Source organism: Rhodococcus sp. 05-2255-1e, assembly GCF_002259025.1.
GTDB classification, from domain to species: domain Bacteria; phylum Actinomycetota; class Actinomycetes; order Mycobacteriales; family Mycobacteriaceae; genus Rhodococcoides; species Rhodococcoides fascians.
Genome location: NZ_NOZE01000003.1, coordinates 70,072 through 82,726 on the forward strand (window position 1 = coordinate 70,072; position 12,655 = coordinate 82,726).

Below are 12,655 nucleotides of genomic sequence, written 5' to 3' on the forward strand. Positions count from 1 at the left end.
ACATGTCGAACTACGTTCGAGCCGAACATAGTTCAGGCCCGCACGGAGAATCCGTGCGGGCCTGAACCGGAAGAACTAGGAAACCAGAATCAACCGATCGAGATCAGTTGAGGCGAGTTGCCGGGCCGTACGTGGTGATCGAGTCACCCTTTGCGCTGAGCAGGGTGACGTACGGACGAACCGTGACGTTGCCCAGGATGCCCGTAGCGGTGCCGTGGACGCCGGCGAGCTGGATGGAGCCCTGAGCGCCTGCAGCGTCACCCTCGGTCTTGGAGATGTTCGCCTCTTCGTTGAAGGTGGCGATTGCACTCTCGGACTGAACGACGCCGCCGCCGGGAGCGAGATCGATGGTCGCAGTTGCCTGCGGGATCAGCTGAACGCCGATGTCGAGGTTGCTGTCAGAGGTTGCCTTCGTCGTGATCGGGATCGCCAGGGGGTCGACTCCCGCGAGATCGGCAACCGTGCCGGTGGCACCAATGCTGGACTCGTTGCCGCTGCCGATGCCCAGGTTGGCCGAAGGCGAAGCCCACTCGACCGAGACGCCGCCGTCGAGGCTCAACGGGTAGCCGATCTGCAGGCCGGCGGTGAGGGTGCCCTCGAAGTCGTCAGCCGTGGGGCCCTGAACGTCGAAGGATGCGCGGCCGTCGTAGAACCACTCACGGGTGAGCGGGTTTCCGTCGAGAGGCGCAACGCCGCTGACGAAGGAGTCGGACAGCGTCAACGTCACGGTGTTGCCATCGGCGTCGACGATGGACTTCGCGCTGTCGACAGCGGCAGAAGCGGTTCCGGTACCGAGCACCAGGCCGACTACCGAAGCGCTGGCAGCAACTGCGACGCTCATGGACTTGAGTCCCCGGCTGCGCCGCGACTTCTGGATCTCCGTCATTTATTCCTCATCATGTTCAGTCCCAGCGCGGTGTCGCACGGGGAAGCTTGTGGCTTTCACCCTCGAACTGAATCGCACGCGTCAGTGTGTGCGAGCCCGAGCCGGATGGAGCCTGAAGGCCACATCCTCGATTGTTCAGTTCCGAGATGAAGGGCGCGGCACCGGTTGGTCCCACGCCCTGATCCCTTGGAAGCTGAGGGGAACATTAGAGGAGATGCCTGACCGTGACAATCCCTACGATCGACGCCCAAACGTTGCCATCTCGTGATGTGTTTCGTCGGCGTGAACATCTTTCACACCCGTGTTAGCGATAACCTGCGTCACAGCATCTCCCGAGAAGTGGAAACCGTTACACGCGCCGATCAGGAGTAAAACGACCCTGATATGGGAAGACGCAGCGGGAGTCCTGTCCGGATTGAACGATTGGACCGTTCCACACCCCGCCTGTGGTGTCCGTTTTCGGCGGCTTCGCCCGGCACTACCGCCGGGTAGGTCGCTAACGACAGGTAAACGACTAACTAACAGAGCTGTCATTCCAGCCAACAAAATGTGTTGTGGATCACATTAAAAGTAATGGGGTGGTCGCTGCTGCTTCAACCAATCGACCGACAAAGAGTCGCCATCGGGCCCGTCGGCCCGGTCGTCTCCCGTGGTCTCCGGCAGCACGTCTCCGAAGATACGAGCGAGCCGGGCCCGTTCTGCTCGGGCCCGGCTCGCTTCGTCGTCCGGTCGATTCTCGATCGGCTCGTCGTTCATCGCAGTGACTACGCGTCCAATCCCGACAGTTCGGCAATGACCTGACTCGCCAGCGGAGTCAGCGTCGCCATACCGTCACGGATGGCCGCACGGGACGACGCCAGGTTGACCACCAGCGTGCTGCCCGATACTCCGACCAGTCCCCGCGACAGGCCTGCGTCCAACGATCCGGCTGCCAGGCCGGAAGAGCGCAGCGCCTCACTGATTCCCGGTATTTCGCGATCGAGCACCTCGGCCGTGACGTCGGGAGTGACGTCGCGAGGCGAGACACCCGTGCCGCCGACGGACACCACCAGATCGACACCGCCGATCACCGCAGTGTTCAGCGCATTCCGCACGTCCACTTCGTCGGCCGTCACTGCCACCACACCGTCGACCAAGAAACCGGCCTCGGTCAACAGTTCGGTCACCAGCGGACCCGTCGAATCCTTCTCGTTGCTGTGAGCAGTGCGGTCGTCCACGATGACGACCAACGCGCGGCCGGCCAAAGGTGCGTCGAGTTCCATACCGCTCACCGTAGTAGTAAGGCCCGTACCCGGCTCACGCTGTGCGTAAATAGTTGCAATGGTTCCGTGCCTACCGGCTTCCCTGAGCATCAGCGACCGCCCGGGAACGACGGGATCTGCAGTGACGGGACCTGCGCGGCGGGTGCCGCAGCCGGCTCGGCCGTGCCCAGCGTCACGTCGACGGTCTTCTCGCTGCCACCGTCCGTGTAGGTGATCTTCACCGAATCGCCGGGTGCATGCGAGCGCACTGCGGCGATCAGCGCGTCACCGCTGGCGACGATCCGATCGTCGACCTTGGTGATGACCGCGCCCTTCGGAATGCCTGCCGCCGCAGCCGGGCCACCCTCGGTGACCTCGACGACGGTTGCGCCGTTGGCATCGTCCTTCGACGGCACCTGCACACCGATCATCGCTTGGGTGGCCTTGCCGGTGGTGGTCAGCTCATCGGCGATCCGCTTGGCCTGATCGACCGGGATCGCGAATCCGAGACCGATCGATCCGCTCTGCGCGCCGGAGCCCTCACTGCCGCCGAGCGTGGCGATGGCGGTGTTGATGCCGATCAACTGGCCATCGGTGTTGACGAGAGCGCCGCCGGAGTTACCGGGGTTGATGGCCGCGTCGGTCTGAATGGCGTCGATCACCGAGTTCTGGTTGCCGGACTCACCGGACGTCGATACCGGGCGGTTGAGCGAGGAAACGATGCCGGTGGTGACGGTGCCGGCCAGGCCCAGTGGCGAGCCGATGGCGACGACCTGCTGGCCGACCTCGAGGTTGGACGAGCTGCCCAACTCGATCGGCGTCAAATTCGTCTTTCCTTCGGCCTTGATGACGGCCATGTCCGAGACGGAGTCGGCACCGACGATGGTGGCGTCGGCCACGGATCCATCCGCGAAGGCCACGGAGAGCTTGCCGTTGGCACCGGCGCCGGTGGCGACGTGGTTGTTCGTCAGGATCAGTCCGTCGCTGCTGAGGATGACGCCGGAGCCCTCACCTTCCTGCTGCGAGCCCTTCACCTGAATCTGCACGACACTCGGCAGCACCTTGTTCGCGACGGCCTGAACGGAACCGTCGGGGAAATTGGCGGCCGGCTGAGCGGCGGTGATCGGTGAGTTCAGCGAATTGGTGACACCGGCGTTGTTGCCGTTGGCGTTGTTGGTCGCGATGGCACCGACCGCGCCGCCGATTCCGCCGCCCACGAGAACGAGAGCAATCGCTCCGGCCACCAGAGCAGACCGACCCGGCCGGGACTTGACGGTGCCGGACGTCGAATGCGGTTGCGGCGCAACCTGTTGGGGCTGCGCATGCTGGCCCGGGTTGTGCTGACCGGGGTTGTGCTGACCGGCCTGCGAGTCGCCGTGCTGACCGTAGGGGCCGTAGCCGGGCTGGTACTGATTCTGCCCGTAGCCCGCGTACTGCTGGGGGTAGCTCTGCTGGGGATGCGCCTGCTGGGGTGGGAACTGCTGCGTGGGATTCTGCTGGCTGGGCTGCTGAGCCGGCTGCTGCTGGGTGGGCTGGTGCTGAGTCGAGGGATCGTGCTCGCCGCCGTGTGAAGCCCGGTCCGCAGGATGATGCTGTGCACCGGCATCCCGTCCGGGCTGTTCTGGTTCGTTACGGTCGTCGCTCATCGCTGTTGCTTCCTTCGATAGAGACCTCGGCTTCGAGGTCGCCCGCCTTCTTGCTACTCACTGTGCAGGGCGGTACTGAGAGCGCGCTGAGACTCGCCTATCAGTTTGCCGAGAGTGTCTCGTGGTCCGCGGCACCCTCACCGGGCAACACGATTCGAATGAGCGCTCCACCCCGCTCGGACACCTCGACGGCAATCGTGCCGCCGTGTTTGACGACCACCTGTCGCACGATGGCAAGTCCCAGACCGGATCCGGGCATCGAACGCGATGCCGTCGAGCGATAGAAACGCTCGAAGACGAGTTCGCGGTCTTCCTCCGGAATGCCGGGGCCCGCATCGTCCACTGTCAGCTCGAGCAGGCCTTCACCGATCTGCCGCATGGCAATTCGGACTTCTCCGCCGCTGGGGCTCCACTTGGCCGCGTTGTCGAGCACATTGAGCACTGCCCTCGACAGGCCCGCCTGATCTCCGTAGACGAACCACGGCATGAGCGTGGCATCGAAGTCGATCTCGTTGCGACGCCTGCGAGCTCGTTCGAGGCTGCGCTCGACGGCATCGGCCAGGTCGACCCGCTCGAACACCGTCTCGGGTGCATCCTCGCGTGCAAGGTCCACCAGATCACCCACCAGCGTGGACAATTCCTGGATTTGCGCCACCACGTCGGTTCGCAGCTCGGCCATGTCCTCGTCGGGAATGGACGGTGCGCCCGGACGCCCGGCCGCGATCAACAGTTCCATGTTGGTGCGCAGCGACGTCAACGGCGTCCGAAGTTCGTGCCCGGCGTCGGCGACCAATCTGCTCTGCCTGCCCCGAGATTCGGCCAGCGCGCGGAGCATCGTGTTGAAACTCTCGGTCAACCGGGCCAATTCGTCGTCGCCCGTCACCGGAATCGGCGTCAGATCGTCGGTACGCGCCACTCGCTCTGCGGCCGCAGTCAATCGTGCGATAGGCCGTAAACCGGTGCGCGCCACGGCCATGCCGGCACCCGCCGCCAGCACGACACCGCACGCACCGACGATCAGCAGAACCCAGGCCAAACGATCCAGCACTTCTCCGGTGGGCAGCAGTCGCTGCGCCACGATCAGAGTGCTGCCGTCCTTGGTACGCAGTGCGAGCACTCGCTGATCGTCGAGTGTGCGCAGCGACGAAGCCTGCTCTCCGCGCACCACAGCAAGTTCCGAATCGCCGACGGGCACCTTGGGTCCGGGCGGGTTGTAGCTGGTCATGTCGGGGTAGATCAACGCCACACTGACGTCGGTGCTATACAACGTGGCACCGGCCACGAACCGTGGGTCGTAGGACACCAGGTCCGATTCAGCCAATGCCGATGCGCGAGAACGCAACTGCGTGTCCACGTCGCCGTACAGCGCGCGCGAGACCACGGTGTAGGCAGCGATGGCCATGACGGCCACCGCGATCGCCACGACGGACGCAGCCAACAGCGTCACCCGCCACCGTAACGACACCGATCTCGTCAACGGCGTCGGTGGCCGCATCGGTGCCGGCGGAGGTGGAACACCGTCGGGCGTCTTGCGCCCGAACGAACTGCCTATCACGGGGGCGTCTCGCGCAGGACGTATCCGACACCGCGAACGGTATGGATCAGCCGCGACTCCCCTTCGGCCTCGGTCTTGCGCCGCAGATACCCGACGTACACCTCGAGCGCGTTGCCGGAAGTCGGGAAGTCGTAGCCCCAGACCTCTTCGAGAATGCGACTTCTGGTGAGCACTCGGCGCGGATTGGTCATGAGCATCTCGAGCAACGAGAACTCGGTCCTGGTGAGGCTGATCGAACGCTCGCCGCGCGAGACCTCACGGGTGACCGGGTCCAACGACAGGTCCGCGAACGTCATGGTCTCCGAGTCGATGCCGGCTTCCATCGCTGTGCGCCGCAACAATGCCCGCAGCCGAGCCAGGAGCTCCTCGAGCGCGAACGGCTTGGGCAGGTAGTCGTCGGCACCGGCGTCGAGACCGGCTACGCGCTCGGACACCGAATCACGCGCCGTCAGCACCAGGATCGGTAGGTCGTCGCCCACGCTGCGCAATCGCCGACACACCTCGAGGCCGTCGAGACGCGGCATCATCACATCGAGCACCAACGCATCGGGACGCGCCGCAGCTACCTGTTCCAGGGCATCGAGGCCGTCGACCGCCAGGTCCACGGTGTACCCGTTGAACGTGAGCGATCTGCGCAGCGATTCGCGCACCGCTCGATCGTCGTCGACCACCAGTATCCGCATCGGTACAGTTTGTCCTGGTCGACTGAGACACGGCTGAGAGGGGTGGTCGGTCGGTACGCGCTCCGGCAGTCGGAGCTCACAGCGTGGGTAGGTTCCGAGCCTGCGGCAGATTCCATTTACGCCACAGAGCGAGCAATCTCAGGCCGGTCGCCAGTACCGTCCCCGCGACCAACCCCACGTTCTCCGGCAGGGTGAGCGCCTCGGCCACCACGACGGCCGTCGCACCGAGCAGCGCAGGTAGGGCATACAGGTCGCGGTGCAGCAGCAGGGGAACGTCGTTGACGAGGACGTCCCGGATGACGCCACCGGCTACGGCCGTCGTCGTCCCGATGAGCGCTCCGGACAGGGCACTACCGCCGACACTCAGGGCGATCGTCGCGCCCGTCGAGGCGAACAAGCCCATCCCGAACGCGTCGAGCACGAGCACACCCCGGCGCACCTTGCCCATCTGCCGATGCGCGACGAACACCACCAGCGAGGCGAAGAACCCGACGGTGACGTTCGGCCAGGTGTCCAGCGACGTCGGTGGATGGATACCGAGCAGCACATCGCGAACGATGCCGCCCCCGATGCCCGTCGTGATTCCGACGACGCAGACCCCGAACAAGTCGAGTCGTCGATATACCCCGACCAGTGCACCCGACGCCGCGAAGACTGCGATACCGATGTATCCGAGGAGGTCGAGAAGCACCGAACGAGCATGTCATGCGACTGACAGCTGCTTCACAGCAACGTCGAAACGCTGTCACAGCCTGCAGGAGCACGGTTGCGTTGTCAGAGAGCGCCGACGAGTAAGGACGAAGACATGGGTATCGGATTCAAGAAGACGATCGCCACCCTCGCAGTGGCTGGGGCACTGACCCTCGGCGGCGGCGCTATCGCCGACGCAGCACCCGACCGCGCGACGCTTCCCGCAGTGGCCGGAATGACCGAATCGGACGCGGTGCAGGCGTTGTCGGATGCAGGCTTCTCCGACGTCAGCTCCGACTACGACCGTCCCGACGCGACGGTCGTCGGAACCAACTTTCAAGCCGGTGACAAGGTCAGCGAGAACGCCGCCCTCCTACTGATAGTCGGTGCCGGCTAAGTCAGCCGAACCGTCCCGTCGTCGTCGACGCTCCAACCGGGGTTGTGGCAGATTTCCCAGATGACTCCGTTGGGGTCGGCGATGTGGGCGTGATAGCCACCGAACGATGTTCGCTGAGGTGTCTTGATCGGTGTCGCGCCCGCCGCGAGAGTGGCCGCGAACATCGCGTCGACGGCTGCCGCGTCGTCCACGTTGTGCGCCAACGTGACCGAGCCGAGGTCGTGCTCGCGCGGCGGCCGTCCCAGATCCCCGTCGAACGCGGTGGCGTCGTACAGACCGAGCACCGCACAGGGCCCGATCTGGAAGAACAGGATTTCGCCAGGAACGTCGAGCAACGGCGTCCACCCCAGCCTGTCGCAGTAGAACGTTCGGGCTGCATCGAGATCCGCAGTGGCCAGAGTGGTGAAATGAACTTGCTGCTGCATCGCCCCATTGTTTCAGGCGATAGTCTCGATCGGGTGCCGTCCGGCACATTCGAAGTTCTCGAACCGAGGTGACCCGAAGTGCCGATCGTCGACAATGCCGTCTACGTCGAGGGAAAGCGGACCGCGAATCCGGAGAGTCTCGACATCACGTTCGAGTGCATGCGTGACCGCCACGGCATGGCGTGGATCGGCCTGTACCGTCCCGAGATCAGCGAAATCAACGCGGTAGCTACGGAATTCGGGCTTCACCGACTCGCCGTCGAGGATGCCATCGCGGCACATCAGCGGCCGAAGCTCGAACGCTACGCCGAGCAACTGTTCGTCGTGCTGCGGCCCGCCCGATACATCGACGAGACCGAAAAGGTCGAATTCGGTGAATTGCACATTTTTCTCGGAGCCGATTTCGTCGTCACGATCCGTCACGCCGAATCACCCGAACTCGGCCTCGTCCGCCACCGGCTGGAGGAATCGCCCGAGTTGCTCGCGCTCGGACCCGAAGCCATTCTGTACGGAATCCTCGACCAAGTGGTCGACGAGTACGTCCCCGTGGTGAAGGGACTGCAGACCGACATCGACGAAATCGAGGATCAGCTGTTCACCGGCGATCCCAGCGTATCGCGGCGCATCTACTCACTGCTGCGTGAGGTGTCCGAATTCGACCGTGCTGCAAAGCCTCTGGTGGAGATGATCGAATCCCTCAAGCGCGGGTCCGACAAGTATCACGTCGACGTCGAACTGCAGCGAAACCTTCGTGACGTGTTGGATCACGCAATCCGCATCTCCGACCGCATCGAATCATTCCGTTCCAATCTGCAGAACGCGATGACGGTGCACTCCACCATGGTGGCGCAGCAGCAGAACGAAGAGATGCGGAACATGACGCAGGTCAGCCTCGAGCAGAACGAACAGGTCAAACGAATCTCGTCCTGGGGCGCAATCCTGTTCGCGCCGTCGCTCATCGCCGCGATCTACGGCATGAACTTCGAGGACATGCCGGAACTGAAGTGGCACTTGGGTTATCCACTGGCGCTGGTCGCCATGGTGATCTGCTCCAGCGCGCTCTATGTGGTGTTCAAACGTCAGAAGTGGCTGTAGAGCGGCTGCGCCGCACGTGAGTGGAAGTTCGTAGCAGGGGTCGAAGTTCCACTCACATGGGCACTCAGGAGGAACCGAAGATCGGGCCCACCGGGATGTCGCGCTCGAAGGTGAGGCGATCGAATTCGTTGCCGTATTCGTCGATCGCTCCGATGGACATCGTGCTGGCCTTGATACCCGGAATACCCGGCACCACATCGACTCTGACGAACGAGTAGTTCAGGAATCTCACGCGCGACCAGGTGATCGACTCCGCCGACTTGCTGCCGTCGGGTGCCCAGACATAGCTGTTCGGAACAGCCGTGTCCGGCAACTCGTGGCCCCGGTAGCTGACGCCCTCGCCATCCTGGAACGTGTAACGCGGACGACCACCCCCGCCGACGGTGTAATACACGGTACCGTCGGTCTTTCCGCGAACCGTGGCGTTGTCGCCGGCGACCCGCGTCGCACGGTTGGAGCGGATCGGATCGGTGCGCTCGAACACGTGGTTGTGCGCCTGGAGCACCACGTCGACCTCGTACTTGTCGAACAGCGATACCCACGCGTCACGTACGCCGCCGTCGCTCGCGTGCGTCGACGTGGTCGAGTAGGCGCAGTGATGGAAGAAGCAGACGATGAAGTCGATATTCGGGTCTGCCCGATACTTGGCGAGAGTCTGCTCCACCCAGGTGTTCTGGGCTCCGCCGCTGTAGCCGGTGTTGGCCTTGATCTCGTAACTGACGTCGTTGGCGTCGAGCGAGAGCACCGCGGTGTTGCCGTACACGAACGAATACGCCGATGGGCACCCCTTCGGCCCGGTACTGGGTTGATCGAGACGTGCCGCGTGGCCGCCGTATCCGTTGGGGCTGTACAGCGCCTCCATGTCGTGATTGCCGGTGGCGAACAACCACGGTGCCGTCGACGCGCTTCCCTCGATCGCTTGGAAATAGCCATCCCAGACGAAGGGATTGAACTTGTCGAATCCCTTCGGCGGCGTCTTGCCGTGGCCCGCGAACTGCGGCGGCAGACCGGCACCAGACGGATCCGCGTAGGCGATATCGCCGGCAAGAATGTGGAAGTCCGGACGCGACGCCTCGATCTGGCGATTGATGTTGCGCGCGTGCTTGACCGACGGTTCGTTGTCGGCCTTGTAGTACAGGTCGTCGTAGTCACCGGCCACCAGACCCGCTGGCTGCGAAGGGGTTTCGTCGACGCCCTGGTCCCCCATCATGGTGAAGCGGAACGGAGCGATGCGTCCGGTCGGCAGCGCGGGAGATGCACTGCGAATGTCGCTGACGAAACCGTCTGCGGTACGCCATCGGTAATAGTGCGGCAGCTTGGGCGTCAGATTGTCGACGGGCACATGCACGTAGTACTGCTCGGCCGACAGAATGCCGCCATCGGTCTGCGGGACTTGGCTGACGAGGTTGCGCACCTCGGCGGAGGTCGTCGCTCCCAGTGCAGGCGTCGGGCCGTGATCGAGAAAGACACCGGTGATGCCGGGATTACGAGAAAGCTGAGCGGAGAATCGCAACTGCGTCGCCGGATCGTTGCCGAAGCCCATGTGTCGACCGGCCACCGCCAGCGGAGCATCCTGCGCATAGGCGGTGCGCGTGAACGCCGAATTACCGACGCCCACCGCGGCTGCCGTCGCTGCGGCACCGACCAGGAAGTTGCGTCGACTCACCGGGTGCCGCCGCAGGAACGACCGATGCCAGTCGTGCTGCTCGGCCATCGTCATGTTCTCGGCGAGCGTCCCCGGAATTCCGGTCGCGACGGTCTCGCCTGCGGGATTGAGCGTCATGAATCGATGGTGACCGTGAAGGCCCCTCGGGCGCTGAACGGAACGGAGCACTTCAGGTGAACAAGTGGAGAACACCGAGGCACAACGGGACGAACGTGGACAATCCCGTCGGGGAGGAAAGCCCCGCGCCGGCCATCGATCGGTGGTGCGGGTATCGGGGCCGACCACGAAAAAGATTGGGCGAAACACAAGCAATCGAGCGCATGTCGGTGTGCTCGCCCAACTGAAACAGACGTACGCGGCCACGAACACGTCCAGTTCGGGGCCAACTGCCCCGCCGCCCGCGAGATCCGCTGTTACTCTGATCACGAAACTTGAGGTCAGCGCCCGTTGGCTGAAGTTCGACGTGAGTTATACACCTCCGGTGATTGCACGCGCCCCTGTGGCTGCAGCCAGTCAACGGGAGCCAACAGTTGAAAACCGAGGAGAAGTCATGCTGAAGAAGTCGTTGACCGTAGCTGCACTGTCCATTGCCTGTGCGGTCGGATTCGCCCCGCTGGCGCAGGCCGCCGATGTGCCCGATTTCAAGGACAAGATCGAGGGCAAGTCGATCTCCGCCGCGCGAGCAATCATCAAGGACAGCGGCAACCTGATGCTGGTCAAGCTCGACGGCCCCATCAACGGATGCGAACTCGCAGATCGCGAAGCAACTGCCCTGCGCTCGGTGTACTTCGCGCCCATCGACCGCAGCAACGTGACCATCACCTTCTCGTGCCCCGAAGAGGAGTGAGTCTTCTCCTCCCCTGAACAACACGCAGGACGCGCATCGAGAGTGATCTCGGTGCGCGTCCTTCGTCGTTCAGCAGGTTCAGGCCCTGCACCCTCAGGTCCCCTTGACGTTGAGAATCTGGCGTAGCTCGTGCTCGACGCTCACCAGGTCGCGGGCGTCCTCCATCACGACATCGATGGACTTGTAGGCGTCGGGAATCTCGTCGATGAAGTCGGCACTGTCGCGAAACTCGATCCCCTTCATCCGCTCCTGCAGGTTCTCGTGGGTGAACCGCTTCCTGGCCTCGGTCCGAGAGAACTGCCGACCGGCCCCGTGAGGAGCCGAGCACAGGCCGGCCTTGGAACCCTTGCCAACCACTACGTACGAGCGCGTCCCCATCGAACCCGGGATGATCGCCTTCACACCCTCGTGTGCGTCCACTGCACCCTTACGGGTGAGCCACACGTCCTTGCCGAAGTGCGTTTCGTTCACCGTGTAATTGTGATGGCAATTGATTCGCTCTACTTCGCGATGGTCGTCCGTTCCCATCCATTCGGCAAATACCGCGCCGAACCGGTCCATCATCTCGGCCCGGTTCAGGTACGCGAACCGCTGTGCCCACTTCAAATCCCGGACGTACTGCCCGAATTCACGGGAGCTCTCGGGCAGGTACGCCAAGTCCTTGTTCGGCAACGAGATCCACCACTGCGCACACAGACGCTGCGCAATCCCGATGTGCTTCTTCGCGATCTTGTTGCCGACGCCCCTCGACCCACTGTGCAGAAACAGCCACACTCGATCGGTTTCGTCGAGGCACAACTCGATGAAGTGGTTGCCGCCTCCTAACGAACCGAGCTGCTCCCGCCACTGAGGTGAGTGGTTCAGCTCTACACCGTCCCTGGCCGCCAACTCCTCGAGTTCGAGCAGCTTTGGCGCAGTGAACTGCCATCGATCGACACCGACGTTGTAGTTGCCGGGCGAGAGGGGGATGCTGGCCTCGATGGCGAGTCGCAAATCCGTCAGGTTCCGTCCGTCGAGGTCATCGAGGGTGAATTCTGTTCGGACACCGATCATTCCGCAGCCGATGTCGACACCGACGGCGGCGGGAATCACGGCACCCAACGTCGGAATGACTGTTCCTACAGCACTTCCCATGCCGCTGTGCGCGTCGGGCATCAGAGCGACGTGCGGATGCACGAACGGCATCGATGCTGTTTCGCGAGCCTGCTCGAGCGTCTTGTCCTCGAGCTGTGACGCCCAGTTGAGCAGCCGTAAGCCCACCTTGTTCGGGGGCATGATGTTCCTTTCTGCCCCCTCGTCGAGAGAGAGCTATTCGATGGGTCGCTGTTTGCCGGTGAGAGCAGCACACAGCTCGGGCGAATATGCGCGCAGCACAATGCTCAGACCGGCTCTCGTGTCGAGAGCCGCGCAGGGCAGACAAGTGGCGCGCATGGCGATGACCCTATCGAGCTGAAAGTCTCCGACGCGAGCTAATTAATTCGCCGGGCGAGGATGGGAGACGGGACAGAATGCACAGAAGTGCGC

The 12,655-nt window shown here is 63.5% G+C and carries 12 protein-coding genes; 3 read left to right on the forward strand and 9 right to left on the reverse strand.

The genetic code is table 11. The features are described 5' to 3' along the window. Positions 1–103 precede the first annotated feature (103 nt). The 6 genes from CH262_RS00390 to CH262_RS00420 form a co-directional block, all read right to left on the reverse strand. A complete protein-coding gene (locus CH262_RS00390; RefSeq protein ID WP_094716647.1) occupies positions 104–886 on the reverse strand; it encodes an MspA family porin in 783 nt (260 codons plus the stop codon). 764 nt (positions 887–1,650) lie between these two features. After that, on the reverse strand, positions 1,651–2,148 hold the full coding sequence (locus CH262_RS00400; protein ID WP_197077495.1) for a MogA/MoaB family molybdenum cofactor biosynthesis protein: 498 nt from the start codon (positions 2,146–2,148) through the stop codon (positions 1,651–1,653). Between the two features lie 89 nt (positions 2,149–2,237). Beyond that, positions 2,238–3,773 (reverse strand): S1C family serine protease, encoded by a 1,536-nt coding sequence (locus CH262_RS00405; RefSeq protein WP_094716648.1) that lies wholly within the window; start codon positions 3,771–3,773, stop codon positions 2,238–2,240. A gap of 100 nt (positions 3,774–3,873) precedes the next feature. Continuing rightward, complete coding sequence (locus tag CH262_RS00410) at positions 3,874–5,268, reverse strand: HAMP domain-containing sensor histidine kinase (protein ID WP_094666207.1); 1,395 nt, start codon at positions 5,266–5,268, stop codon at positions 3,874–3,876. Between the two features lie 56 nt (positions 5,269–5,324). Continuing rightward, positions 5,325–6,011 (reverse strand): response regulator transcription factor, encoded by a 687-nt coding sequence (locus tag CH262_RS00415; protein WP_027496041.1) that lies wholly within the window; start codon positions 6,009–6,011, stop codon positions 5,325–5,327. Positions 6,012–6,087: 76 nt separating this feature from the next. Beyond that, positions 6,088–6,702, reverse strand: coding sequence for a trimeric intracellular cation channel family protein (locus CH262_RS00420; RefSeq protein WP_094644506.1), 615 nt, complete (start codon positions 6,700–6,702; stop codon positions 6,088–6,090). Positions 6,703–6,816: 114 nt separating this feature from the next. Here CH262_RS00420 and CH262_RS00425 point away from each other — a divergent pair, with 114 nt between their 5' ends. Further along, positions 6,817–7,098: a PASTA domain-containing protein gene (locus CH262_RS00425; RefSeq protein WP_032371235.1), complete on the forward strand. Its 282-nt coding sequence runs from the start codon at positions 6,817–6,819 to the stop codon at positions 7,096–7,098. Here the strand turns inward: CH262_RS00425 and CH262_RS00430 are convergent. Further along, positions 7,095–7,523, reverse strand: coding sequence for a VOC family protein (locus tag CH262_RS00430; RefSeq protein ID WP_094716649.1), 429 nt, complete (start codon positions 7,521–7,523; stop codon positions 7,095–7,097). The genes CH262_RS00425 and CH262_RS00430 overlap by 4 nt on opposite strands. A 78-nt stretch (positions 7,524–7,601) precedes the next feature. Between CH262_RS00430 and CH262_RS00435 the strand changes: the two genes are divergently transcribed. Then, a complete protein-coding gene (locus tag CH262_RS00435) occupies positions 7,602–8,618 on the forward strand; it encodes a magnesium and cobalt transport protein CorA (RefSeq protein ID WP_027496037.1) in 1,017 nt (338 codons plus the stop codon). 64 nt (positions 8,619–8,682) lie between these two features. On the opposite strand, the gene CH262_RS00440 is transcribed toward CH262_RS00435, so the two are convergent. Beyond that, complete coding sequence (locus CH262_RS00440; protein ID WP_094716650.1) at positions 8,683–10,401, reverse strand: metallophosphoesterase; 1,719 nt, start codon at positions 10,399–10,401, stop codon at positions 8,683–8,685. 433 nt (positions 10,402–10,834) lie between these two features. On the opposite strand from CH262_RS00440, the gene CH262_RS00445 reads away from it, so the two are divergent. Beyond that, positions 10,835–11,131, forward strand: a complete 297-nt coding sequence (locus tag CH262_RS00445) for a hypothetical protein (protein ID WP_032371238.1) — start codon at positions 10,835–10,837, stop codon at positions 11,129–11,131. Between the two features lie 93 nt (positions 11,132–11,224). Here the strand turns inward: CH262_RS00445 and CH262_RS00450 are convergent, their stop codons facing one another. Then, positions 11,225–12,406, reverse strand: a complete 1,182-nt coding sequence (locus CH262_RS00450; RefSeq protein ID WP_094716651.1) for an RtcB family protein — start codon at positions 12,404–12,406, stop codon at positions 11,225–11,227. Positions 12,407–12,655: the final 249 nt, after the last annotated feature.

Excerpts from the sequence above, each read along its gene's own strand:
- CH262_RS00390 (WP_094716647.1), bottom strand. The coding sequence starts at position 886 with ATGACGGAGATCCAGAAGTCGCGGCGCAGCCGGGGACTCAAGTCCATG.
- CH262_RS00400 (WP_197077495.1), bottom strand. The coding sequence starts at position 2,148 with ATGGAACTCGACGCACCTTTGGCCGGCCGCGCGTTGGTCGTCATCGTG.
- CH262_RS00405 (WP_094716648.1), bottom strand. The coding sequence starts at position 3,773 with ATGAGCGACGACCGTAACGAACCAGAACAGCCCGGACGGGATGCCGGT.
- CH262_RS00410 (WP_094666207.1), bottom strand. The coding sequence starts at position 5,268 with ATGCGGCCACCGACGCCGTTGACGAGATCGGTGTCGTTACGGTGGCGG.
- CH262_RS00415 (WP_027496041.1), bottom strand. The coding sequence starts at position 6,011 with ATGCGGATACTGGTGGTCGACGACGATCGAGCGGTGCGCGAATCGCTG.
- CH262_RS00425 (WP_032371235.1), top strand. The coding sequence starts at position 6,817 with ATGGGTATCGGATTCAAGAAGACGATCGCCACCCTCGCAGTGGCTGGG.
- CH262_RS00430 (WP_094716649.1), bottom strand. The coding sequence starts at position 7,523 with ATGCAGCAGCAAGTTCATTTCACCACTCTGGCCACTGCGGATCTCGAT.
- CH262_RS00440 (WP_094716650.1), bottom strand. The coding sequence starts at position 10,401 with ATGACGCTCAATCCCGCAGGCGAGACCGTCGCGACCGGAATTCCGGGG.
- CH262_RS00445 (WP_032371238.1), top strand. The coding sequence starts at position 10,835 with ATGCTGAAGAAGTCGTTGACCGTAGCTGCACTGTCCATTGCCTGTGCG.
- CH262_RS00450 (WP_094716651.1), bottom strand. The coding sequence starts at position 12,406 with ATGCCCCCGAACAAGGTGGGCTTACGGCTGCTCAACTGGGCGTCACAG.